Annotated in this window: 22 protein-coding genes and 5 tRNA genes; all 27 read left to right on the top strand. The window is 56.1% G+C overall.

The genetic code is table 11. The annotated features are described in order from the left end of the window. Positions 1 to 42 precede the first annotated feature (42 nt). The 27 genes from rsmD to rplV all read left to right on the top strand — a co-directional run bounded on the left by rsmD (position 43) and on the right by rplV (position 22,740). Positions 43 to 603, top strand: coding sequence for a 16S rRNA (guanine(966)-N(2))-methyltransferase RsmD (gene rsmD / locus GSR16_RS18465; RefSeq protein ID WP_159879930.1), 561 nt, complete (start codon positions 43 to 45; stop codon positions 601 to 603). A 99-nt stretch (positions 604 to 702) separates the two neighbouring features. Beyond that, a complete protein-coding gene (locus tag GSR16_RS18460) occupies positions 703 to 954 on the top strand; it encodes a YfhL family 4Fe-4S dicluster ferredoxin (protein WP_089082795.1) in 252 nt (83 codons plus the stop codon). 139 nt (positions 955 to 1,093) lie between these two features. Next, a tRNA-Tyr gene (locus tag GSR16_RS18455) sits at positions 1,094 to 1,179 on the top strand. A 53-nt stretch (positions 1,180 to 1,232) separates the two neighbouring features. Next, positions 1,233 to 1,306 (top strand) — tRNA-Gly (locus tag GSR16_RS18450). A 21-nt stretch (positions 1,307 to 1,327) separates the two neighbouring features. After that, positions 1,328 to 1,402, top strand: a tRNA-Thr gene (locus GSR16_RS18445). A gap of 40 nt (positions 1,403 to 1,442) precedes the next feature. Further along, positions 1,443 to 2,633 (top strand): elongation factor Tu, encoded by a 1,191-nt coding sequence (tuf, locus tag GSR16_RS18440; RefSeq protein WP_159879912.1) that lies wholly within the window; start codon positions 1,443 to 1,445, stop codon positions 2,631 to 2,633. 13 nt (positions 2,634 to 2,646) lie between these two features. Then, positions 2,647 to 2,722: transfer RNA gene (locus GSR16_RS18435), tRNA-Trp, on the top strand. 68 nt (positions 2,723 to 2,790) lie between these two features. Next, positions 2,791 to 3,147 carry a preprotein translocase subunit SecE gene (gene secE / locus GSR16_RS18430; RefSeq protein ID WP_159879928.1) on the top strand — a complete coding sequence of 119 codons (357 nt, stop codon included), beginning with the start codon at positions 2,791 to 2,793 and terminating at the stop codon, positions 3,145 to 3,147. Beyond that, entirely contained in the window at positions 3,147 to 3,680 is a 534-nt protein-coding gene (gene nusG, locus GSR16_RS18425) for a transcription termination/antitermination protein NusG (RefSeq protein ID WP_159879926.1), read from the top strand. The genes secE and nusG overlap by 1 nt, the downstream gene beginning before the upstream one ends. Before the next feature lie 98 nt (positions 3,681 to 3,778). Then, a complete protein-coding gene (gene rplK / locus GSR16_RS18420) occupies positions 3,779 to 4,210 on the top strand; it encodes a 50S ribosomal protein L11 (protein ID WP_045848776.1) in 432 nt (143 codons plus the stop codon). After that, positions 4,211 to 4,906: a 50S ribosomal protein L1 gene (rplA, locus tag GSR16_RS18415; RefSeq protein ID WP_045848777.1), complete on the top strand. Its 696-nt coding sequence runs from the start codon at positions 4,211 to 4,213 to the stop codon at positions 4,904 to 4,906. Between the two features lie 177 nt (positions 4,907 to 5,083). After that, a tRNA-Thr gene (locus tag GSR16_RS18410) sits at positions 5,084 to 5,158 on the top strand. A gap of 92 nt (positions 5,159 to 5,250) precedes the next feature. Next, positions 5,251 to 5,745, top strand: coding sequence for a 50S ribosomal protein L10 (rplJ, locus tag GSR16_RS18405; protein WP_159879924.1), 495 nt, complete (start codon positions 5,251 to 5,253; stop codon positions 5,743 to 5,745). Positions 5,746 to 5,781: 36 nt separating this feature from the next. After that, positions 5,782 to 6,153 carry a 50S ribosomal protein L7/L12 gene (gene rplL / locus GSR16_RS18400; protein WP_159879922.1) on the top strand — a complete coding sequence of 124 codons (372 nt, stop codon included), beginning with the start codon at positions 5,782 to 5,784 and terminating at the stop codon, positions 6,151 to 6,153. Between the two features lie 155 nt (positions 6,154 to 6,308). Next, a complete protein-coding gene (gene rpoB / locus GSR16_RS18395) occupies positions 6,309 to 10,484 on the top strand; it encodes a DNA-directed RNA polymerase subunit beta (RefSeq protein WP_159879920.1) in 4,176 nt (1,391 codons plus the stop codon). Between the two features lie 56 nt (positions 10,485 to 10,540). After that, positions 10,541 to 14,734: a DNA-directed RNA polymerase subunit beta' gene (rpoC, locus tag GSR16_RS18390; protein WP_159879918.1), complete on the top strand. Its 4,194-nt coding sequence runs from the start codon at positions 10,541 to 10,543 to the stop codon at positions 14,732 to 14,734. 164 nt (positions 14,735 to 14,898) lie between these two features. After that, positions 14,899 to 15,270: a 30S ribosomal protein S12 gene (rpsL, locus tag GSR16_RS18385; RefSeq protein WP_059285905.1), complete on the top strand. Its 372-nt coding sequence runs from the start codon at positions 14,899 to 14,901 to the stop codon at positions 15,268 to 15,270. Between the two features lie 98 nt (positions 15,271 to 15,368). Continuing rightward, positions 15,369 to 15,839 (top strand): 30S ribosomal protein S7, encoded by a 471-nt coding sequence (gene rpsG, locus GSR16_RS18380; RefSeq protein ID WP_159879916.1) that lies wholly within the window; start codon positions 15,369 to 15,371, stop codon positions 15,837 to 15,839. A gap of 27 nt (positions 15,840 to 15,866) precedes the next feature. Then, on the top strand, positions 15,867 to 17,966 hold the full coding sequence (fusA, locus tag GSR16_RS18375) for an elongation factor G (protein WP_159879914.1): 2,100 nt from the start codon (positions 15,867 to 15,869) through the stop codon (positions 17,964 to 17,966). Between the two features lie 73 nt (positions 17,967 to 18,039). Continuing rightward, positions 18,040 to 19,230 carry an elongation factor Tu gene (gene tuf / locus GSR16_RS18370; RefSeq protein WP_159879912.1) on the top strand — a complete coding sequence of 397 codons (1,191 nt, stop codon included), beginning with the start codon at positions 18,040 to 18,042 and terminating at the stop codon, positions 19,228 to 19,230. Between the two features lie 15 nt (positions 19,231 to 19,245). After that, a complete protein-coding gene (gene rpsJ / locus GSR16_RS18365) occupies positions 19,246 to 19,557 on the top strand; it encodes a 30S ribosomal protein S10 (RefSeq protein WP_017507377.1) in 312 nt (103 codons plus the stop codon). Between the two features lie 144 nt (positions 19,558 to 19,701). After that, entirely contained in the window at positions 19,702 to 20,346 is a 645-nt protein-coding gene (gene rplC / locus GSR16_RS18360) for a 50S ribosomal protein L3 (RefSeq protein ID WP_159879910.1), read from the top strand. Beyond that, positions 20,346 to 20,966, top strand: a complete 621-nt coding sequence (rplD, locus tag GSR16_RS18355) for a 50S ribosomal protein L4 (RefSeq protein ID WP_089083687.1) — start codon at positions 20,346 to 20,348, stop codon at positions 20,964 to 20,966. The genes rplC and rplD overlap by 1 nt, the downstream gene beginning before the upstream one ends. Continuing rightward, positions 20,957 to 21,271, top strand: coding sequence for a 50S ribosomal protein L23 (gene rplW / locus GSR16_RS18350; protein WP_197077176.1), 315 nt, complete (start codon positions 20,957 to 20,959; stop codon positions 21,269 to 21,271). Before rplD ends, rplW begins: the two co-directional genes overlap by 10 nt. Before the next feature lie 11 nt (positions 21,272 to 21,282). Continuing rightward, positions 21,283 to 22,116, top strand: coding sequence for a 50S ribosomal protein L2 (gene rplB / locus GSR16_RS18345; protein ID WP_045846868.1), 834 nt, complete (start codon positions 21,283 to 21,285; stop codon positions 22,114 to 22,116). Between the two features lie 6 nt (positions 22,117 to 22,122). Continuing rightward, entirely contained in the window at positions 22,123 to 22,401 is a 279-nt protein-coding gene (gene rpsS, locus GSR16_RS18340; RefSeq protein WP_024301222.1) for a 30S ribosomal protein S19, read from the top strand. Between the two features lie 9 nt (positions 22,402 to 22,410). Further along, positions 22,411 to 22,740, top strand: a complete 330-nt coding sequence (rplV, locus tag GSR16_RS18335) for a 50S ribosomal protein L22 (RefSeq protein WP_045846869.1) — start codon at positions 22,411 to 22,413, stop codon at positions 22,738 to 22,740. The last annotated feature ends 1 nt before the right edge of the window (position 22,741 follow it).

Below are 22,741 nucleotides of genomic sequence, written 5' to 3'. Positions count from 1 at the left end.
AAAAGAGTAAACTCTCGCCCTTGTGTTTTCAGTCAAGGCATCATGAATCAGCAGCGAAACAAAGTCCGTATCATCGGGGGGCAGTACCGCCGCCGCTTGTTACCTTTCCCGGACGCCGAAGGCTTGCGGCCAACGCCGGACCGGGTAAGAGAAACCGTCTTCAACTGGCTGGGGCAGGAACTGTATGGCAAGCGTTGTCTGGACTTGTTTGCCGGCAGTGGTGCACTGGGCTTTGAGGCGGCATCTCGCGAGGCTGCCCGTGTGGTGATGGTGGAAAAGTCACGCAAGGTGGCTGAGTCACTCAAGGCAAATCGCCAGCTGCTGGCGGCGACACATATCGATGTTGTCGCCATGGATGCTCTGCATTACGTAAAAAGCTGCCGTGAACAATTTGATGTCATCTTCCTCGACCCACCCTACGACTCAACATTGCTGCAGCAGGTACTGCCGCTAATGGTTAATCTGCTGACGGCGGAAGGTGTGGTGTACTTCGAGGCAAGACACTGGCCGGAAAGCATGAACGGGTGGGAAGTCATCAAGCAGGACAAGGCAGCGTCAGTGCATTACGCGCTGGCAAGACCGACCCAACAAGAATCGCTGTAATACGCCTGCAGGTTGCCGCATAAAGATATAACGGGGCGAACTTGCGACTGTGGCAGGCGGATGACAGAATCAATACTGTGAATACTTGAGGAAATTACTATGTCTCTCATGATTACCGACGAATGCATCAACTGCGACGTCTGTGAACCGGAATGCCCGAACAACGCCATCTCCCAGGGCGAAGAGATTTACCAGATCGACCCCAATCTGTGCACGCAGTGTGTTGGTCATTATGACGAGCCGCAGTGCCAGCAAGTCTGTCCGGTGGATTGCATTCCGCTGGATCCGGCTCATCCTGAAACCCAGGAACAGCTGCATGCAAAATATCTGCAGATCTCCGGCAAGGCCTGATCAAGGCTAAGTACTTGATGCAAAAAGCAGAGCCCCGCCCATTGCGGGGCTTTGTGCATTTTCCGGCAAAAATAATTAAAAAAAATGCGCTACAGGTATTGACGACAGAAACGGGTATCTATACTATTCGGGTCTCTCAGGGGGGGTTACCCCAGCGGTCAACGGGTCCGGACTGTAAATCCGGCGGCTCAGCCTTCGAAGGTTCGAATCCTTCTCCCCCCACCAGAATTAATTACGTCTTGGCGGCGTGTAGTATGAAAGCCGTTTAGTTGTTGCAGGCGGGTGTAGCTCAATGGTAGAGCAGAAGCCTTCCAAGCTTACGACGAGGGTTCGATTCCCTTCACCCGCTCCAAGCGTTAATGCCTGTTTAAGGGCCCATGTAGCTCAGGGGTAGAGCACTCCCTTGGTAAGGGAGAGGTCGGCAGTTCAATTCTGCCCATGGGCACCACCAATTTGTTTGTAGTGACTCATTTTCAGGAAATTTTGCCATGGCTAAGGAAAAGTTCGAGCGGACCAAACCGCACGTAAACGTCGGCACCATCGGTCACGTTGACCATGGTAAGACCACCCTGACCGCAGCGATCACCACCATTCTGTCGAAGAAGTTCGGTGGCGAAGCCAAGGACTACTCCCAGATCGACAGCGCGCCGGAAGAAAAGGCACGTGGTATTACCATTAATACCGCTCACGTAGAATACGAAACCGAAGCACGTCACTACGCTCACGTAGACTGCCCGGGTCACGCCGACTACGTTAAGAACATGATTACCGGTGCTGCCCAGATGGACGGCGCGATCCTGGTGTGCTCCGCAGCTGACGGCCCGATGCCGCAAACTCGCGAACACATCCTGCTGTCCCGTCAGGTTGGCGTACCGTACATCATCGTTTACCTGAACAAGGCTGACCTGGTTGACGACGCAGAACTGCTGGAACTGGTTGAAATGGAAGTGCGCGATCTGCTGTCTTCCTACGATTTCCCGGGCGATGACACCCCGGTAGTAATCGGCTCTGCCCGTCTGGCACTGGAAGGCGACCAATCCGAAATGGGCGAACCGTCCATCTTCCGTCTGGCTGCTGCTCTGGACTCCTACATCCCGACTCCGGAACGCGCAGTTGACAAGCCGTTCCTGCTGCCGATCGAAGACGTATTCTCCATCTCCGGTCGTGGTACTGTAGTGACTGGTCGTGTAGAACGCGGCATCGTTAAGGTTGGTGAAGAACTGGAAATCGTGGGCCTGAAGGCAACCGCGAAGACCACCTGCACCGGCGTGGAAATGTTCCGCAAGCTGCTGGACCAAGGTCAGGCTGGTGACAACGTAGGCGTTCTGCTGCGTGGCACCAAGCGTGAAGACGTGGAGCGTGGTCAGGTTCTGGCCAAGCCGGGCACCATCACCCCGCACACCAAGTTCGGCGCATCGGTATACGTGCTGAGCAAGGATGAAGGCGGTCGTCACACCCCGTTCTTCGCTAACTACCGTCCGCAGTTCTACTTCCGTACGACCGACGTAACTGGCGCAGTTACCCTGGCCGAAGGCGTGGAAATGGTAATGCCGGGTGACAACGTGGAAATCACCGTAGAACTGATCGCTCCGATCGCTATGGAAGAAGGTCTGCGTTTCGCGATCCGTGAAGGCGGCCGTACTGTTGGCGCCGGCGTGGTAGCAAAGATTCTTGCTTGATTAATAGGTTTATAGGCCAGTAGCTCAATTGGTAGAGTATCGGTCTCCAAAACCGAGGGTTGGGGGTTCGAGACCCTCCTGGCCTGCCAATTAAGACCAGCCGGCGCTTGTGCGCCGGTTGGTCTTTTGTCGCATACGCGCAGAGAACATTCCACACATGGAAATGCAAGATAAACTCAAACTGGCTCTGGCCGGTCTGCTGGTGGTTGCCGGTGTTGTTGGCTTCTACATGATTCCCGAAGATCAGGGTGTGTTACGCGCCCTGGCATTCATTGTTGGCGTTGTGCTGGCGGCTGGTGCCGTCTGGCTGTCGGCACCGGGCAAGGAATTCGTGGCTTATGCCAATGATTCCCTTGTTGAGGCGCGTAAGGTCGTATGGCCTACCCGTAAGGAAGCCATGCAAATGACCGGCATGGTTTTCGTCTTCGTTCTGGTGCTGGCCCTGTTCATGTGGATGGTGGATTCGGGTCTGTCCTGGTTGTTCTACGATGTAATTCTTGGTCGAGGTAGATAATGGCAAAGCGCTGGTACGTTGTGCACGCTTATTCCGGTTTTGAGAAAAGTGTGCAGAAGGCGCTGCGTGAGCGCATTGAACGTTCCGAGGTGGCAGATCTGTTCGGCCAGATCCTCGTTCCGGTAGAAGAAGTGGTGGATATCAAGAATGGCCGCCGCTCCATTACCGAGCGCAAGTTCTTCCCCGGTTATGTTCTGGTCGAGATGGATATGACCGACGATACCTGGCACCTGGTGAAGAGTACCCCCAAGGTGACCGGTTTTGTTGGTGGTACGGCTAACCGCCCGGCGCCGATTTCCAAGAAGGAAGTCGATGCCATCATGCAGCAGATGCAAGAGGGTGTTGAAAAGCCGAAGCCGAAAGTGCTGTTTGAAGTTGGTGAAAAGGTTCGTGTTACCGACGGTCCTTTCAATGATTTCAATGGCTCTGTCGACGAAGTCAATTACGAGCGCAACAAGCTGCGTGTGTCGGTGCAGATCTTCGGTCGCGACACCCCGGTTGAGCTTGATTTCAGTCAGGTAGAAAAGCTGTAATACTACTTGGCAGCTAGTTTGTAAGCGTATATACTGTTGCGCTTTCGTCCGGGAAGCGAGTGCACGCTCGCGCTATACCCATTTTAGGAGTTTCAATCGTGGCAAAGAAAATTGTCGGCTATGTAAAGCTGCAAGTGCCCGCTGGTAAGGCCAACCCGTCTCCTCCGATCGGTCCGGCTCTGGGTCAGCGTGGTCTGAACATCATGGAATTCTGCAAGGCGTTCAACGCCCAGACTCAAGGCATCGAGCCGGGTCTGCCGATTCCGGTTGTGATCACTGCTTATGCAGACAAGTCCTTCACCTTCATCATGAAGACGCCGCCGGCGACCATTCTGCTGAAGAAGGCTGCTGGCATCAAGTCCGGTTCCTCCAAGCCGCATACCGACAAGGTTGGCAAGGTAAGCCGTGCTCAGCTGGAAGAAATCGCCAAGACCAAGCAGCCGGACCTGACCGCTGCTGATCTGGACGCTGCTGTTCGCACCATCGCCGGCTCCGCCCGTTCGATGGGTCTTGAAGTGGAGGGTGTGTAAATGGCCAAGATTTCCAAGCGCCTGCAAACCCTGAAGGCAACTGTTGATCGCAACAAGCTGTACGCTGTTGAAGAAGCAATTGCTCTGGTTAAATCTGCTGCTACCGCCAAGTTTGACGAGTCCATCGATGTGGCCGTTAACCTGGGTGTTGACCCGCGTAAATCCGACCAGGTTGTTCGTGGCTCCGTAGTTCTGCCGCGCGGCACCGGTAAGTCCGTACGCGTTGCTGTATTTGCTCAAGGTGCTAACGCCGAAGCCGCCAAGGCCGCCGGTGCTGAAGTTGTCGGTTTCGACGACCTGGCCGAGCAAGTAAAAGCCGGCAATCTGGACTTCGACGTTGTGATTGCCTCCCCGGATGCAATGCGCGTTGTTGGTCAACTGGGTCAGATCCTCGGCCCGCGTGGCCTGATGCCGAACCCGAAGGTTGGTACTGTTACGCCGAACGTTGCCGAAGCGGTTAAAAACGCCAAGGCCGGTCAGGTTCAATACCGTACCGACAAGGCCGGTATTATTCACGCCACTATCGGCCGTGCTTCCTTCGAAGCCGAAGCCCTGCGTGAAAACTTTACTGCTCTGGTTGATGCCCTGGTGAAAGCCAAGCCGGCAGCTTCCAAGGGTGTGTATCTGAAAAAGATCGCCGTATCCAGCACCATGGGTATTGGCGCTCGTGTAGATACCAGCTCCGTCAGCGCTTAAGTTGATGCGAGTTAGGCGGGGTGGCTTGCCACCTTGCCACTGGCTTTGGGCTGGCAGGCTTGCCTGCCAGATTGTCAAAGACCGTAGGAGCCGCAAGGCTTAATCGCTAGTCACTGCCCAGTGGCCTGCATCCTGCGCAGATGGTGTACCCGAAAGTAGGCTTCTGAAGAGTTCAGGGCTCATGTAGCTCAGGGGTAGAGCACTCCCTTGGTAAGGGAGAGGTCGGCGGTTCAATTCCGCCCATGAGCACCAGTTTCCCTTCTCTATGTTGTCTCCTGATACAGGTCGCCGCTGCAAAGCGGAGCAGAAATCATTCTGCTTCATTTCAGTCTAGGAGATAGACCTTGAGTCTCAATATCGAAGATAAAAAGGCAGTCGTCGCTGCTGTAGCTGCCGAGCTGGTAGCTGCACAGACCCTCGTCATCGCCGAATATCGGGGCATCGAGGTAAGCAGCATGACCAAGCTGCGCGCTCAGGCGCGTGAGCAAGGCGTTTACCTGCGCGTTCTGAAGAACACGCTGGTTCGCCGTGCGGTTGCTGGTACCCAATTCGAAGCGCTGGCCGAACAAATGGTTGGCCCGCTCGTTTATGGTATCTCTACCGATCCGGTTGCTGCTGCCAAGGTGCTGCATCAATTTGCCAAGGCTGACGACAAGATCATCGTCAAGGCAGGTTCCTACAATGGCGCGGTACTGAATGCTGCTCAGGTTGCTGAGCTGGCGTCCATTCCGAGCCGCGAAGAACTGCTGTCCAAGCTTCTCTACGTTATGCAGGCTCCGGTTGCTGGCTTCGCCCGCGCCCTGGCTGCATTGGCAGAGAAGCAAGCCGAAGCCGCTTAACTTATTTGATTCTTATAGAATTCAGGAGATTTTTACATGGCAATCACCAAAGAAGACATCCTCGAAGCCGTTGCTGGCCTGACCGTTATGGAACTGAACGACCTGGTTAAGGCGTTCGAAGAGAAGTTCGGCGTTTCCGCTGCTGCCGTTGCCGTTGCTGGCCCGGCTGCTGGTGGCGCTGCTGCTGCTGAAGAAAAGACCGAGTTCGACGTTGTTCTGACCGCTGCTGGCGACAACAAGGTTAACGTGATCAAGGTTGTTCGTGCTATCACCGGCCTGGGCCTGAAGGAAGCCAAGGACATGGTTGACGGCGCTCCGAAGACCGTGAAAGAAGGCGTAGCCAAGGCTGAAGCCGAAGAAGTTCTGAAGCAACTGACCGATGCCGGTGCTAAGGCTGAAATCAAATAATCTTCTTTGAGAAAAGAAGGTGAGGCTGGCGGAGAAATCCGCCAGCCTTATTGCGCTTGTAATTGGCCGAAACAAAGATAGTAAAAGCCAGCAATTACCCGGCGTGGCTGCTGACTTTTGGTTTCTTGCGCCACTACCACCTCGATGGAGACTCTATGAGTTATTCGTTTACTGAGAAGAAGCGTATTCGTAAGAGCTTTGCGAAACGCGCCAGTGTTCTCGATGTCCCATTCCTGTTGGCGACCCAGATTGATTCTTATGCCGATTTCCTGCAACTGGGTGTACCGCTAGATCAGCGCAAGGATGCTGGTCTGCAGGCCGCGTTCAAATCGATTTTCCCGATTCATAGCCACAACGGCTATGCGCGTCTTGATTTTGCTCACTACATCCTTGGCGAACCGCCGTTTGACGTGCAGGAATGTCAGCTGCGTGGCATTACCTATGCCGCACCGCTACGCGCCCGCATCCGTCTGACCATCCTGGACAAAGAGTCGTCCAAGCCGGTGGTAAAAGAAGTGCGCGAGAATGAAGTGTACATGGGCGAAATTCCGCTCATGACCACTAATGGTTCTTTCATCATCAACGGTACCGAACGCGTTATCGTTTCCCAGCTGCACCGTTCCCCGGGTGTGTTCTTCGAACATGACCGCGGCAAGACCCATTCCTCCGGCAAGCTGCTGTTCTCCGCCCGCGTGATTCCTTACCGCGGTTCCTGGCTGGACTTCGAGTTTGACCCGAAAGACCTGCTGTACTTCCGTATCGACCGTCGTCGCAAGATGCCGGTGACCATCCTGCTGAAGGCACTGGGTTACAGCAACGAACAGATCCTGTCGGAATTCTACAGCTTCGATACCTTCTATCTGACCAAGACCGGCGTGTTCATGCGCGTGGTTCCGGAGCGTCTGAAGGGTGAAGTGGCCAAGTTCGACATCGTGGCTGCCGATGGCAAGCTGATTGTTGCCAAGGACAAGCGCATTACCGCCAAGCACATCCGTGATATCCAGACTGCACAGCTGGATCGCATCGAAGTGCCGGCTGATGTGCTGCTGGGCAAGGTGCTGTCGCACAACGTCACCAATGTTGATACCGGTGAAGTGCTGGCGCGCGCCAACGAAGAAATTACCGAAGAGCTGCTGGCCAAGCTCGCACTGGCTGAGATCGAACAGGTTGAAGTTCTGTTCACCAACGATCTGGACCAAGGCGCGTACATCTCGCAAACCCTGCGTACCGATGACAGCCTGGATCGCCTGCAGGCTCGCGTTGCCATCTACCGCATGATGCGTCCTGGCGAACCGCCGACCGAAGACGCGGTGGAAGCGCTGTTCCAGCGCCTGTTCTTCAGCGAAGAAACCTACGATCTGTCGCGCGTGGGTCGCATGAAGTTCAGCTCGCGTACTTATCAGTACAAGTTCGATGAAAAGACCCCGGAGTGGTTCAAGTCGCTGATCGGTGAAAAGTTTGCCGGTCGCCGTGACGTGATGGAAGGTACCCTGTCCACCGAAGACATCGTTTCCGTGATTGCCATCCTGTGCGAACTGCGCAATGGTCGTGGCGAAGTCGATGACATCGACCATCTGGGTAACCGTCGCGTCCGTTCCGTGGGCGAACTGGCCGAAAACCAGTTCCGTGCCGGTCTGGTGCGTGTAGAGCGCGCAGTGAAGGAACGCCTGAACCAGGCCGAGTCCGACAACCTGATGCCGCACGACCTGATCAACGCCAAGCCGGTATCCGCTGCCATCAAGGAATTCTTTGGTTCCTCGCAGCTGTCCCAGTTCATGGACCAGACCAACCCGCTGTCGGAAATTACCCACAAGCGCCGTGTATCGGCTCTTGGCCCGGGCGGTCTGACCCGCGAACGTGCCGGCTTCGAAGTGCGTGACGTACACCCGACCCATTACGGCCGTGTATGCCCGATCGAAACGCCGGAAGGTCCGAACATCGGTCTGATCAATTCGCTGTCCGTGTTTGCACGTACCAACGAGTTTGGTTTCCTGGAAACCCCGTACCGCAAGGTCGTGGACAGCAAGGTGACCAACGAGATCGACTACCTGTCCGCCATCGAGGAAGGCCGTTACGTCATTGCTCAGGCTAACGCCGAGCTGGGCGAAGACGGTACCCTGATCGACGAACTGGTTACTTGCCGTGAAAAGGGCGAAACCATTCTGGCTACCCCGGACCGCGTTCAGTACATGGACGTGGCCACCGGTCAGGTGGTATCTGTTGCCGCATCGCTGATTCCCTTCCTGGAACACGATGACGCCAACCGTGCCTTGATGGGTGCCAACATGCAGCGTCAGGCGGTACCGTGCCTGCGCCCGGAAAAACCGTTTGTCGGTACCGGTATCGAGCGTTCGGTAGCGGTTGACTCCGGTACTACCGTGGTTGCCCGTCGTGGCGGCGTAGTTGACTACGTCGATGCCAGCCGTGTGGTGGTGCGTGTCAACGATGAAGAAGCGGTAGCCGGTGAAGTGGGTGTGGATATCTACAACCTCACCAAGTTCACCCGTTCCAACCAGAACACCAACATCAACCAGCGTCCGGTGGTGAAGGTGGGCGACAAGATCGCCAGTGGTGACGTGGTAGCCGATGGTGCTTCCACCGACCTGGGCGAACTGGCGCTGGGTCAGAACATGACCATCGCCTTCATGCCGTGGAATGGTTACAACTACGAAGACTCGATCCTGATCTCGGAAAAGCTGGTTGCCGAAGACCGCTACACCTCGATCCATATCGAAGAGCTGTCGGTTGTCTCCCGTGATACCAAGCTGGGACCGGAAGAAATCACCCGTGATATTCCGAACCTGTCCGAGCGCATGGCAGGCCGTCTGGATGAAGCCGGTATCGTTTACATCGGCGCTGAAGTAGAAGCCGGTGACGTACTGGTGGGCAAGGTAACCCCGAAGGGTGAAACCCAGCTGACGCCGGAAGAAAAACTGCTGCGTGCCATCTTTGGTGAAAAAGCCTCCGACGTGAAGGATACATCCCTGCGCGTGCCGACCGGCACCGTGGGTACCGTGATCGACGTACAGGTGTTCACCCGCGAAGGTATCGAGCGCGATAAGCGTGCCCAGTCCATCATTGATGCCGAACTGAAGCGCTACCGCCTCGACCTGAACGACCAGCTGCGCATTTTCGAAAACGACGCCTTCAGCCGTATCGAACGTCTGATCGTGGGCAAGCTGGCCAACGGTGGTCCGAAGCGTCTGGCCAAGGGTACCGCGATTGATGCCGAGTACCTGGAAAGCCTGCCGGTCAAGCATGACTGGTTCGACATCCGCATGGCTGACGAAGACATCGCCAAGCAGCTGGAACTGATCAAGGAAAGCCTGGTACAGAAGCGCGAAGAATTCGACCTCAAGTTCGAAGACAAGAAGCGTAAACTGACCCAGGGCGACGAACTGCCGCCGGGCGTGCAGAAAATGGTCAAGGTATACCTGGCCGTTAAGCGTCGCCTGCAGGCTGGTGACAAGATGGCCGGTCGTCACGGTAACAAGGGTGTGGTATCCCGCATTCTGCCGATCGAAGACATGCCTTACATGGGTGACGGTCGTCCGGTCGACATCGTGCTGAACCCGCTGGGCGTACCGTCGCGTATGAACATCGGTCAGATTCTGGAAGTGCATCTGGGTTGGGCTGCCAAGGGTATTGGCGAGCGCATCGACCGCATGATCAAGCAACAGCAGGACGTTGCCGAGCTGCGCGGCTACCTGGAGCGCCTCTATAACGAAACCGGCAAGACCGAAGATCTGGCTGGCCTCTCCGATGCCGAAATCTTCGATCTGGCAGACAACCTGCGCAAGGGCATGCCGTTTGCCACGCCGGTATTCGATGGTGCCAAGGAAACCGAGATCAAGCTGATGCTGGATCTGGCTTACCCGAGCGGCGACCCGCTGACCGAGCAAATGGGCTTTAACGAGTCCAAGACCCAGATGACCCTGTACGATGGCCGCTCCGGCGAAGCCTTCGACCGCAAGGTTACCGTGGGTGTGATGCACTACCTGAAGCTGCATCACCTGGTTGATGACAAGATGCACGCCCGCTCCACCGGTCCGTACTCCCTGGTTACCCAGCAGCCGCTGGGTGGTAAGGCACAGTTCGGTGGCCAGCGTTTCGGTGAAATGGAAGTATGGGCGCTGGAAGCGTATGGCGCCGCCTACACCCTGCAGGAAATGCTGACGGTGAAGTCCGACGATGTCACCGGTCGTACCAAGGTTTACGAAAACATCGTCAAGGGCGAACACAAGATCGACGCTGGCATGCCGGAATCCTTCAATGTATTGGTGAAGGAAATCCGCTCGCTCGGCCTGGATATCGACCTGGAACGTTATTGATTGGGTGAGAAGGCGCGGCATCATGCCGCGCCTCCTGTCCCCTGACTGGAGACGCAATGAAAGCTCTGCTCGACCTCTTTAAGCAGGTAACGCAAGAAGAAGAGTTTGATGCGATTAAAATCGGCATCGCTTCGCCCGACAAGATCCGTTCCTGGTCTTATGGTGAAGTCAAAAAGCCGGAAACCATCAACTATCGTACCTTCAAGCCGGAACGTGACGGCCTGTTCTGCGCCCGTATCTTCGGGCCGGTAAAAGATTACGAATGCCTGTGCGGCAAATACAAGCGTCTGAAGCATCGCGGTGTAATCTGCGAGAAGTGCGGCGTTGAAGTTACCCTGTCCAAGGTGCGTCGCGAACGCATGGGCCACATCGAGCTGGCCAGCCCGACTGCACACATCTGGTTCCTGAAGAGCCTGCCGTCCCGTCTGGGCATGGTGCTCGACATGACCCTGCGCGACATCGAACGCGTACTGTACTTCGAAGCATTCGTCGTGACCGATCCGGGCATGACTCCGCTGCAATACCGCCAGCTGCTGACCGAAGAAGACTTCCTGGACAAGGAAGACCAGTACGGCGAAGAATTTGTCGCCATGATGGGTGCCGAGGCCGTACGCGAACTCTTGAAGCGTCTGAACCTGGATACCGAGATCGAGACCCTGCGTCGCGAGCTGGAAGCCACCAATTCCGACACCAAGATCAAGAAGATCGCCAAGCGTCTGAAAGTGCTGGAAGCCTTCCAGCGCTCCGGCATGAAGCCGGAATGGATGATTCTGGAAGTGCTGCCGGTGCTGCCGCCGGAACTGCGTCCCCTGGTACCGCTGGATGGTGGCCGTTTCGCCACTTCCGACCTGAACGACCTGTACCGCCGCGTCATTAACCGTAACAACCGTCTGAAGCGTCTGCTGGAACTGCGTGCGCCGGACATCATCGTGCGCAACGAAAAGCGCATGTTGCAGGAATCGGTTGACTCGCTGCTGGACAACGGCCGTCGTGGCAAGGCCATGACCGGCGCCAACAAGCGTCCGCTGAAGTCGCTGGCCGACATGATCAAGGGTAAGGGCGGTCGCTTCCGTCAGAACTTGCTGGGTAAGCGTGTCGACTACTCCGGCCGTTCCGTGATTACCGTAGGCCCGACCCTGCGTCTGCATCAGTGCGGTCTGCCGAAAAAGATGGCGCTGGAACTGTTCAAGCCCTTCATCTTCCACAAGCTGGAAGTCATGGGCCTGGCCTCCACCATCAAGGCTGCCAAGAAGCTGGTCGAGCAGGAAGTGCCGGAAGTATGGGACATCCTGGAAGACGTGATCCGCGAACATCCGGTCCTCTTGAACCGTGCGCCGACCCTGCACCGTCTGGGTATCCAGGCGTTCGAACCGGTACTGATCGAAGGCAAGGCCATCCAGCTGCACCCGCTGGTCTGCGCGGCATTCAACGCCGACTTTGACGGTGACCAGATGGCCGTTCACGTGCCGCTGTCGCTGGAAGCGCAGATGGAAGCCCGCACCCTGATGCTGGCCACCAACAACGTGCTGTCCCCGGCCAACGGCGACCCGATCATCGTACCGTCCCAGGATATCGTGCTGGGTCTGTACTACATGACCCGCGACAAGGTAAACGGCAAGGGTGAAGGCATGGTATTTGCCGACACCAAGGAAGTGCATCGCGCTTACGAAACCCGTCAGGTTGAACTGGCTACCCGCATTACCGTTCGTCTGAAAGAATGGGAAAAGGACGAACAGGGCGAATTCCAGCCGGTGATCAAGCGCTACAACACCACGGTTGGCCGCGCAATCCTGTCTGACATCCTGCCGAAGGGCCTGCCGTTCGAGCACATCAACAAGGCGCTGAAGAAGAAGGAAATCTCCAAGCTGATCAACGTATCGTTCCGCCGTTGCGGCATCCGCGATACCGTGATCTTCGCCGACCAGTTGATGTACACCGGTTTTGCCTACTCCACCCGTGGCGGTATCTCGATTTGCGTGGACGACATGCAAATCCCGGGCAAGAAGGTGGAACTGCTGGGCGAAGCCCAGAAGGAAGTCAAGGAAATCGAAGAGCAGTACCGTCAAGGTCTGGTTACCCAGGGCGAACGCTACAACAAGGTAGTGGACATCTGGGGCCGTACCGGCGACAAGATCGCCAAGGCCATGATGGACGAGCTGTCCAAGCAGAAGGTGCTGGACCGCGACGGCAAGGAAGTCGATCAGGAATCCTTCAACTCCATTTACATGATGGCCGACTCTGGTGCGCGGGGTTCCGCAGCCCAGATCAAGCAGCTGGCCGGTATGCGGGGTCTGATGGCCAAGCCGGACGGCTCGATTATCGAAACGCCGATTACCGCCAACTTCCGTGAAGGTCTGACGGTTCTGCAGTACTTCATCTCCACCCACGGTGCCCGTAAGGGTCTGGCGGATACTGCCTTGAAGACGGCTAACTCCGGTTACCTGACCCGTCGTCTGGTAGACGTGACGCAGGATCTGGTGGTGATCGAAGATGATTGCGGTACCACCAACGGCTTCACCATGAAGGCGGTTCTGCAAGGCGGTGACGTCATCGAAGCCCTGCGTGACCGTATTCTGGGTCGTGTTACCGCAGTTGACGTGGTTGATCCGTCGACTGGTGAAACCGTACTGGAAGCCGGTACCCTGCTCGATGAACACATGGTTGACGTCATCGACAGCTTGGGTATCGACGAAGTCAAGGTCCGCACAGCCATCACTTGCGACACCCGTTATGGTCTGTGTGCCAAGTGCTACGGTCGCGACCTGGCACGCGGCAAGCGCGTGAACGCCGGTGAAGCAGTCGGTGTGATTGCCGCCCAGTCGATTGGCGAGCCGGGTACCCAGCTGACCATGCGTACCTTCCACATTGGTGGTGCCGCGTCGCGAAATGCCGCAGCCAGCCAGGTTGAAGGTAAGTCGAACGGTACCGTACGCTTCTCCAGCCAGATGCGTTATGTAGCCAACACCAAGGGCGAGCTGATCGTGATCACCCGCTCCGGTGAAGTGGTGATCCATGACGATATGGGCCGCGAGCGCGAACGTCACAAAGTACCGTACGGTGCCACCCTGATGGTGACCGACGGCCTGGTGATCAAGGCTGGTGCAGTCCTGGCTACCTGGGACCCGCACACCCGTCCGATCATCACCGAGTATGCTGGCCGCGTGAAGTTCGAAAACGTGGAAGAGGGCAACACCGTTGCCAAGCAGACCGACGAAGTGACCGGTCTGTCCACGCTGGTGGTGATTGATCCGAAGCGTCGTGCCGGTTCGCAGTCCAAGATGCTGCGCCCCTTGGTGAAGCTGCTGGACGAAAACGGTCTGGAAGTGAAACTGGCAGGTTCGGATGCTTCCGTATCCATTACCTTCCAGGTGGGCGCCATCATTACCGTGCGTGACGGCCAGGACGTGGGCAAGGGTGAAGTGCTGGCCCGTATCCCGCAGGAATCGTCCAAGACTCGCGACATTACCGGTGGTCTGCCGCGTGTGGCCGAGCTGTTCGAAGCCCGTTCGCCGAAGGATGCCGGCATGCTGGCCGAGGTGACTGGTACCGTTTCCTTCGGTAAGGACACCAAGGGCAAACAGCGCCTGATCATTACCGATCTGGAAGGCAGTGGCTACGAGAACCTGATTCCGAAGGACAAGCACGTACTGGTGCACGATGGTCAGGTAGTCAACCGTGGTGAATCCATTGTCGACGGCCCGGTCGATCCGCATGACATCCTGCGTCTGCAGGGTATCGAGGCGCTGGCCCGCTACATCGTGCAGGAAGTACAGGAAGTGTACCGTCTGCAGGGCGTGAAGATTAACGACAAGCACATCGAAGTGATCATTCGCCAGATGCTGCGTCGTGTCATCATCTCCGATAGTGGCGATACCGAGTTCATTCAGGGTGAGCAGGTAGAGCGTGCGGACGTTCTGGAAATGAACGACCAGATGCTGGCTGAAGGCAAGGAGCCTGCCCAGTTTGAAAATATCCTGCTGGGTATTACCAAGGCATCCCTGTCCACTGACTCCTTCATCTCGGCGGCTTCCTTCCAGGAAACCACCCGCGTGCTGACTGAAGCGGCCATCATGGGCAAGAAGGATGATCTGCGCGGTTTGAAGGAAAACGTGATCGTGGGTCGCCTGATTCCGGCTGGTACCGGTCTGGCTTACCACCGTACCCGTCGTCGTCAGGGTCTGGGCCTGGATACCTCTGGCTCCCAGCTGCTGGAAGAGCAACCGGTAGACGAGATGGAAAACAACGGCTGATTTCTCGCGAAATAGGCAGTTGTTGAAAAAACGCTGCGCCTTCAACGGTTAACGTTGCAGGCGTGGCGTTTTTTATTTGACGGTAAGTATTTGACTAAAATATAATCCTCCGTCCTTCTGGAGACGTGTTGTCTGCAGAATGAATCAACTAGGAACTGATAGTAATGCCAACCATTAACCAACTCGTTCGCAAGGGCCGTACGGTCCTGACCGTGAACAGCAAGGTGCCTGCGCTGGAAGCTTGCCCGCAGAAGCGTGGCGTGTGCACCCGTGTTTACACCACCACCCCGAAAAAGCCGAACTCCGCCCTGCGTAAAGTGTGCAAAGTTCGTCTGACCAACGGCTTCGAAGTGATTTCCTACATCGGTGGTGAAGGCCACAACCTGCAGGAACACTCCGTAGTGCTGATCCGTGGCGGTCGTGTAAAAGACTTGCCGGGTGTGCGTTACCACACCGTACGCGGCTCCCTGGACACCGCAGGTGTTAAGGACCGTAAGCAGTCCCGTTCCAAATACGGTGCCAAGCGTCCTAAATAATTGGGATGTACTAGCGGCGGCCTGAGGTCGTCGAGTAAGTGACTGCTTTTAATGGGTGGTCATGAGCCCAAGCTCAACTGAATAATGAAGGAAGTAACATGCCAAGACGCAGAGAAGTCCCCAAGCGCGAGATTCTGCCGGATCCGAAGTTCGGTTCCCAAGATCTGTCCAAGTTCATGAACGTGGTGATGATCGACGGCAAGAAAGCCGTTGCAGAACGCATCATCTACGGTGCTCTGGAACAGATCGAAAAGAAAACTGGCAAGAGCGCACTGGAAGTGTTCAATACCGCACTGACCAATGCCAAGCCGGTTGTTGAAGTAAAAAGCCGCCGTGTAGGTGGTGCAAACTATCAAGTTCCTGTTGAAGTACGTCCGTCCCGTCGTATGGCTCTGGCCATGCGCTGGCTGCGTGATGCTGCGCGTAAGCGTGGCGAAAAGTCCATGGACCTGCGCCTTGCCGGTGAGCTGATCGACGCGGCTGAAGGCCGTGGCGGTGCCATGAAGAAACGTGATGAAGTGCATCGTATGGCAGAAGCCAACAAGGCCTTCTCGCACTTCCGTTTCTAAGCGCAACCACACAATAAGGTGTAGATCGTGGCTAGAAAGACCCCCATTGAGCGCTACCGTAATATCGGTATCTCCGCTCACATTGACGCCGGTAAGACCACTACTACCGAGCGTATTCTGTTTTACACCGGTGTTAACCACAAGATCGGTGAAGTTCACGATGGCGCCGCCACCATGGACTGGATGGAGCAGGAGCAGGAACGTGGTATTACCATTACCTCTGCTGCCACCACCACCTACTGGAAGGGTATGGGCCTGCAGTACCCGGCTCACCACTTCAACATCATCGACACCCCGGGTCACGTGGACTTTACCATCGAGGTAGAGCGTTCCATGCGTGTACTGGATGGTGCGGTAATGGTTTACTGCGCTGTGGGTGGTGTACAGCCCCAGTCGGAAACCGTATGGCGTCAGGCCAACAAGTACAAGGTTCCGCGTATCGCCTTCGTGAACAAGATGGACCGTCAAGGTGCCAACTTCTTCCGTGCGGTTGAACAGGTGAAGACTCGCCTGCGTGGCAATCCGGTACCTATCGTTGTGCCTATCGGTGCTGAAGACGGTTTCACCGGCGTGGTTGACCTGCTGAAGATGAAAGCCATCATCTGGGACGAAGCCTCTCAAGGCATGAAGTTCGAGTATGGCGACATCCCTGCCGACCTGGTTCCCGTAGCCGAAGAATGGCGCGAGAAGATGGTGGAAGCCGCTGCTGAAGTCAGCGACGAAATGATGGACAAGTACTTGGGCGGCGAAGCGCTGACCGAGGAAGAAATCGTCGATGGTCTGCGTCAGCGTACCCTGCGTTGCGAAATCCAGCCGATGCTGTGCGGCTCCGCGTTCAAGAACAAGGGTGTTCAGCGCATGCTGGACGCCGTGATTGAACTGCTGCCTAGCCCGCTGGACGTTCCGCCGGTTCCGGGCGAGCTGGATGATGGCTCTCCGGTTACCCGTCAGGCTTCCGACGACGAGAGCTTCTCCGCTCTGGCCTTCAAGCTGATGAATGACCCGTACGTAGGTCAGCTGACCTTCTTCCGCGTTTACTCTGGTGTGGTTAAGTCCGGTGATACCGTACTGAACTCCGTCAAGGGCAAGAAGGAACGTATCGGCCGTATCGTACAGATGCACGCCAACGACCGTAAGGAAATCGAAGAAGTACGCGCTGGTGACATCGCTGCTGCTATCGGCCTGAAGGAAGTGACCACCGGTGAAACCCTGTGTGCCGTTGATGCTCCGCTGATCCTGGAACGCATGGAATTCCCGGATCCGGTAATTCACGTTGCCGTTGAGCCGAAAACCAAGGCTGACCAGGAAAAGATGGGCGTTGCCCTGAACCGCCTGGCCAAGGAAGACCCGTCCTTCCGCGTACGCACTGACGAAGAATCCGGCCAAACCATTATTTCCGGTATGGGTGAACTGCACCTGGAAATTCTGGTTGACCGTATGCGTCGTGAATTCGGTGTTGAAGCCAACGTGGGTGCTCCGCAAGTTGCTTACCGCGAAACCATCACCAAGACCGTTACCGATGTGCAAGGTAAGCACGCCAAGCAGTCCGGTGGTAAGGGTCAGTACGGTGATTGTACGATCACTCTGGAGCCGTCTGGCGAAGGTCAGGGCTACAAGTTCATCGACGAAATCAAGGGTGGTGTGATTCCGCGTGAATTCATTCCTTCCGTTGACAAGGGTATCCGTAACTCGCTGAGCAACGGTATTCTGGCTGGCTTCCCGGTAGTTGACGTGACTGTGCGTCTGACTTTCGGTTCCTACCACGATGTCGACTCTTCGCAGATCGCCTTCGAACTGGCTGGTTCCATCGCCTTCAAGGAAGCCATGCGCCGTGCCGGTCCGTGCATCCTCGAGCCGATGATGGCCGTGGAAGTTGAAACGCCGGAAGAGTACATGGGCGATGTAATGGGCGACTTGAATCGTCGTCGCGGCATCGTGCAAGGTATGGACGATGATGGTCTGGGTGGCAAGAAGATCAAGGCCGAAGTACCGCTGGCCGAGATGTTCGGTTACTCCACCGACCTGCGTTCCGCTACTCAGGGTCGTGCTACCTACTCCATGGAGTTCAAGCACTACTCTGAAGCACCGAAGCATGTTGCTGAAGCCGTAATGGCCGCCAAGAAGTAATGCGCGCTGAAGCTGGCCGGCTCCGTGTTGGCCAGCTCTGATCTAATGTTCTTTAATTAAGGATTTTTGCAAAATGGCAAAAGAAAAGTTTGAGCGGACCAAACCGCACGTAAACGTCGGCACCATCGGTCACGTTGACCATGGTAAGACCACCCTGACCGCAGCGATCACCACCATTCTGTCGAAGAAGTTCGGTGGCGAAGCCAAGGACTACTCCCAGATCGACAGCGCGCCGGAAGAAAAGGCACGTGGTATTACCATTAATACCGCTCACGTAGAATACGAAACCGAAGCACGTCACTACGCTCACGTAGACTGCCCGGGTCACGCCGACTACGTTAAGAACATGATTACCGGTGCTGCCCAGATGGACGGCGCGATCCTGGTGTGCTCCGCAGCTGACGGCCCGATGCCGCAAACTCGCGAACACATCCTGCTGTCCCGTCAGGTTGGCGTACCGTACATCATCGTTTACCTGAACAAGGCTGACCTGGTTGACGACGCAGAACTGCTGGAACTGGTTGAAATGGAAGTGCGCGATCTGCTGTCTTCCTACGATTTCCCGGGCGATGACACCCCGGTAGTAATCGGCTCTGCCCGTCTGGCACTGGAAGGCGACCAATCCGAAATGGGCGAACCGTCCATCTTCCGTCTGGCTGCTGCTCTGGACTCCTACATCCCGACTCCGGAACGCGCAGTTGACAAGCCGTTCCTGCTGCCGATCGAAGACGTATTCTCCATCTCCGGTCGTGGTACTGTAGTGACTGGTCGTGTAGAACGCGGCATCGTTAAGGTTGGTGAAGAACTGGAAATCGTGGGCCTGAAGGCAACCGCGAAGACCACCTGCACCGGCGTGGAAATGTTCCGCAAGCTGCTGGACCAAGGTCAGGCTGGTGACAACGTAGGCGTTCTGCTGCGTGGCACCAAGCGTGAAGACGTGGAGCGTGGTCAGGTTCTGGCCAAGCCGGGCACCATCACCCCGCACACCAAGTTCGGCGCATCGGTATACGTGCTGAGCAAGGATGAAGGCGGTCGTCACACCCCGTTCTTCGCTAACTACCGTCCGCAGTTCTACTTCCGTACGACCGACGTAACTGGCGCAGTTACCCTGGCCGAAGGCGTGGAAATGGTAATGCCGGGTGACAACGTGGAAATCACCGTAGAACTGATCGCTCCGATCGCTATGGAAGAAGGTCTGCGTTTCGCGATCCGTGAAGGCGGCCGTACTGTTGGCGCCGGTGTTGTTGCCAAGATCCTCGCCTAATTCGGAGCTGATATTATGCAAAGCCAGAAAATCCGCATCCGCCTGAAGGCCTTCGATTACAACCTGATCGATCGTTCCGCCCAGGAAATCGTTGAAACTGCCAAGCGTACCGGCGCTGTTGTTAAGGGCCCGGTTCCGCTGCCGACCAAAATCGAGCGTTTCAACGTACTGCGTTCCCCGCACGTGAACAAGACTTCCCGCGATCAGCTGGAAATCCGTACCCACCTGCGTCTGATGGACATCGTAGATCCGACCGACAAGACCGTTGACGCTCTGATGAAGCTCGACCTGCCGGCCGGTGTGGATGTGGAAATCAAGCTGCAGTAATTGCATGAAACCAGGCAATCGTTAGCTAAGTGCTTGCGATTGCTGATTTTCTTGTGATACATTAGCGGACTCGCAATTTTGCGAGTCCGCTTTTGTTTTTGTATGCCGGTCAATCGTAATCGGCGCCTGCAAAAGGATATAAACATGAGTTTAGGTCTTGTCGGTCGCAAAGTCGGCATGACCCGCATTTTTGCCGAAGATGGTGCTTCCATCCCGGTAACTGTGCTGGACATGTCTGCTAATCGCGTCACGCAAATCAAAACCGCTGAAGTTGACGGCTACTCCGCCGTTCAAGTTACCTTCGGCACCCGTAAGGCAAACCGCGTTCATAAGGCGGCTGCCGGTCACTTTGCCAAGGCTGGCGTTGAAGCAGGTCTGGGTCTGAACGAATTCGTTCTGTCCGCAGAAGCTCTCTCCACCCTGAAGCCGGGTGATGCACTGTCCGTTGAAATCTTCGCCGTAGGCCAACTGGTTGATGTAACCGGTACCTCCAAGGGTAAGGGTTTCTCCGGTGTGATCAAGCGTCACAACTTCTCTTCCAACCGTGCTTCCCATGGTAACTCCCGTTCGCATAACACGCCGGGTTCCATTGGTCAGGCTCAGGATCCGGGTCGTATTTTTCCGGGTAAGCGCATGGCTGGTCAGTACGGCAACGTCAAGAGCACTGTTCAGTGCCTGGAAGTTGTTCGTGTTGATGCCGAGCGTCAGCTGCTTCTGGTTAAGGGTGCCGTTCCTGGCGCCAAGAACGGCGACGTAGTCGTTCGTCCTAGCGTGAAGGCAGGTGCGTGATGGAATTGAAAGTAATCAATAGCCAAGGTCAGGCTGCTGGCAGCCTGCAGGCCTCCGAGACTCTGTTCGGTCGCGAATACAATGAAGCCCTGGTTCACCAGGTTGTGACTGCATTCCTGGCGAATGCTCGCAGCGGTAACCGTGCTCAGCTGACTCGTGCCGAAGTACACCACTCCACCAAAAAGCCGTTCAAGCAGAAGGGTACTGGTAACGCACGTGCCGGTATGACTTCTACTCCGAACCGTCGTGGTGGTGGTCGTGCTTTCCCGAATAGCCCGGATGAGAATTTCTCTCAGAAGGTTAACCGCAAGATGTTCCGCGCTGGTATGGCAGCTATCCTGTCCCAGCTGGTTCGCGACGAACGTCTGATCGTGGTTGATTCGCTGTCGGTTGAATCGCCGAAAACCAAGGAATTCGTAGGTGTGGTTAAGTCCATGGGTCTGGAACAGGCTCTGTTCATTACCCGTGAACTGGACGAAAACCTCTATCTGTCTTCGCGCAATCTGCCGAACGTGCTGGTGATCGAAGCACAACAAGCTGACCCGTACAGCCTGCTGCGTTTCAAGAAGATCGTCATCACTCGTGAGGCGGTGCAGCATCTGGAGGAGCAGTGGGCATGAATCAAGAACGTCTGTTGCAAGTAATTCTGGCCCCGGTTGTTTCCGAAAAGAGCACCATGGTTGCTGAGAAGCATCAGCAAGTTGTATTCCGTGTTGCTACCGATGCTACCAAGCCGGAGATCAAGGCTGCAGTAGAAATGCTGTTCAACGTAAAAGTTGAAGGCGTATCCACTGTTAACGTAAAGGGCAAAGTTAAGCGCTTTGGCCGTACCTTTGGCCGTCGTAAAGACTGGAAAAAGGCCTACGTTAGCCTGGTTCAGGGTCAGGAAATCGATCTGACCGCCACCCCGGCCGCTGCGGAGTAAGGAGATAGAGCATGCCTATCGTTAAAGTAAAACCGACTTCCGCGGGTCGTCGTGCTGTTGTCAAGGTGGTTCACCCTGATCTGCACAAAGGCGCTCCGCACGCCGCTCTGGTAGAGAAAAAGTCTGCCACTGCCGGTCGTAACAACAATGGCCACATTACTACCCGTCATATGGGTGGTGGTCATAAGAAGCACTACCGTCTGATCGACTTCCGTCGCAACAAGGATGGCATCCCGGCAAAAGTGGAACGCATCGAATACGATCCGAACCGCACTGCCCACATCGCCCTGTTGTGCTACGCCGATGGCGAACGCCGCTACATCATCGCTCCGCGCGGTGTAAAAGCTGGTGCAGTTCTGCTGTCCGGTGCCGAGGCTCCGATCAAGGCTGGTAACGCTTTGCCGATCCGCAACATCCCGGTGGGTACTACTATCCACTGCGTGGAACTGCAACCTGGCAAAGGCGCTCAAATGGTCCGTTCTGCTGGCGGTTCCGCCATGCTGCTGGCCCGTGAAGGCGTTTACGCTCAGCTGCGTCTGCGTTCCGGCGAAATTCGCCTGGTGCATGTTGACTGCCGCGCAACCGTTGGCGAAGTTAGCAACGAAGAGCATTCCCTGCGCAAGCTGGGTAAGGCTGGTGCTAGCCGCTGGCGTGGTATTCGTCCGACCGTTCGCGGTACTGCGATGAACCCGATTGATCACCCGCATGGTGGTGGTGAAGGCCGTACTGGTGAAGGCCGTGTGCCGGTTAGCCCATGGGGCACGCCGACTAAGGGCTTCCGTACCCGTCGCAACAAGCGTACCGACAATATGATCGTACGCCGCCGCTATTCTACTAAAGGGTAATTGACAATGGCACGTTCGCAGAAAAAAGGCCCGTTCGTTGATCTGCACCTTCTGAAGAAGGTCGACGCGGCGCGTGCAACCAATGACAAGCGTCCGATCAAGACCTGGTCGCGTCGTTCGACCGTCCTGCCGGACTTCATTGGTTTGACCATCGCGGTTCACAACGGTCGCACCCATGTGCCTGTTTATGTTTCCGAAAACATGGTCGGTCATAAACTGGGCGAATTCTCGCTGACTCGTACCTTCAAAGGCCACGCGGCCGATAAGAAGGCGAAGAAGAGATAAGGTGAAGCGATGAGAGTATCTGCAAATCTGAAAAGCGTCCGCCTGTCGGCACAAAAGTGCCGCCTGGTGGCCGATCTGATCCGCGGTCAATCCGTTGGTCAGGCTCTGAATATCCTGGCCTTCTCCCCGAAGAAGGGCGCGGTTATTGTGAAGAAAGTGCTGGAATCTGCAATCGCTAATGCCGAGCACAACGAAGGCGCTGACATCGACACCCTGCGTGTTACCAGCATCTTTGTTGACAAGGGCGCTAGCCTGAAGCGTTTCACTGCCCGTGCTAAGGGTCGTGGCAACCGCATCGAAAAGCAGACCTGCCACATCTCGTTGACCGTTGGCAATTAAG

Origin of the sequence: Aquitalea denitrificans (assembly GCF_009856625.1) — a bacterium.
In the GTDB taxonomy this organism is placed as follows: Bacteria; Pseudomonadota; Gammaproteobacteria; order Burkholderiales; family Chromobacteriaceae; genus Aquitalea; species Aquitalea denitrificans.
This window is presented reverse-complemented; position numbering and strand designations above follow the sequence as displayed.

Excerpts from the sequence above, each read along its gene's own strand:
- rsmD (WP_159879930.1), top strand. The coding sequence starts at position 43 with ATGAATCAGCAGCGAAACAAAGTCCGTATCATCGGGGGGCAGTACCGC.
- GSR16_RS18460 (WP_089082795.1), top strand. The coding sequence starts at position 703 with ATGTCTCTCATGATTACCGACGAATGCATCAACTGCGACGTCTGTGAA.
- tuf (WP_159879912.1), top strand. The coding sequence starts at position 1,443 with ATGGCTAAGGAAAAGTTCGAGCGGACCAAACCGCACGTAAACGTCGGC.
- secE (WP_159879928.1), top strand. The coding sequence starts at position 2,791 with ATGGAAATGCAAGATAAACTCAAACTGGCTCTGGCCGGTCTGCTGGTG.
- nusG (WP_159879926.1), top strand. The coding sequence starts at position 3,147 with ATGGCAAAGCGCTGGTACGTTGTGCACGCTTATTCCGGTTTTGAGAAA.
- rplA (WP_045848777.1), top strand. The coding sequence starts at position 4,211 with ATGGCCAAGATTTCCAAGCGCCTGCAAACCCTGAAGGCAACTGTTGAT.
- rplL (WP_159879922.1), top strand. The coding sequence starts at position 5,782 with ATGGCAATCACCAAAGAAGACATCCTCGAAGCCGTTGCTGGCCTGACC.
- rpoB (WP_159879920.1), top strand. The coding sequence starts at position 6,309 with ATGAGTTATTCGTTTACTGAGAAGAAGCGTATTCGTAAGAGCTTTGCG.
- rpoC (WP_159879918.1), top strand. The coding sequence starts at position 10,541 with ATGAAAGCTCTGCTCGACCTCTTTAAGCAGGTAACGCAAGAAGAAGAG.
- rpsL (WP_059285905.1), top strand. The coding sequence starts at position 14,899 with ATGCCAACCATTAACCAACTCGTTCGCAAGGGCCGTACGGTCCTGACC.
- rpsG (WP_159879916.1), top strand. The coding sequence starts at position 15,369 with ATGCCAAGACGCAGAGAAGTCCCCAAGCGCGAGATTCTGCCGGATCCG.
- tuf (WP_159879912.1), top strand. The coding sequence starts at position 18,040 with ATGGCAAAAGAAAAGTTTGAGCGGACCAAACCGCACGTAAACGTCGGC.
- rpsJ (WP_017507377.1), top strand. The coding sequence starts at position 19,246 with ATGCAAAGCCAGAAAATCCGCATCCGCCTGAAGGCCTTCGATTACAAC.
- rplC (WP_159879910.1), top strand. The coding sequence starts at position 19,702 with ATGAGTTTAGGTCTTGTCGGTCGCAAAGTCGGCATGACCCGCATTTTT.
- rplD (WP_089083687.1), top strand. The coding sequence starts at position 20,346 with ATGGAATTGAAAGTAATCAATAGCCAAGGTCAGGCTGCTGGCAGCCTG.
- rplB (WP_045846868.1), top strand. The coding sequence starts at position 21,283 with ATGCCTATCGTTAAAGTAAAACCGACTTCCGCGGGTCGTCGTGCTGTT.
- rpsS (WP_024301222.1), top strand. The coding sequence starts at position 22,123 with ATGGCACGTTCGCAGAAAAAAGGCCCGTTCGTTGATCTGCACCTTCTG.
- rplV (WP_045846869.1), top strand. The coding sequence starts at position 22,411 with ATGAGAGTATCTGCAAATCTGAAAAGCGTCCGCCTGTCGGCACAAAAG.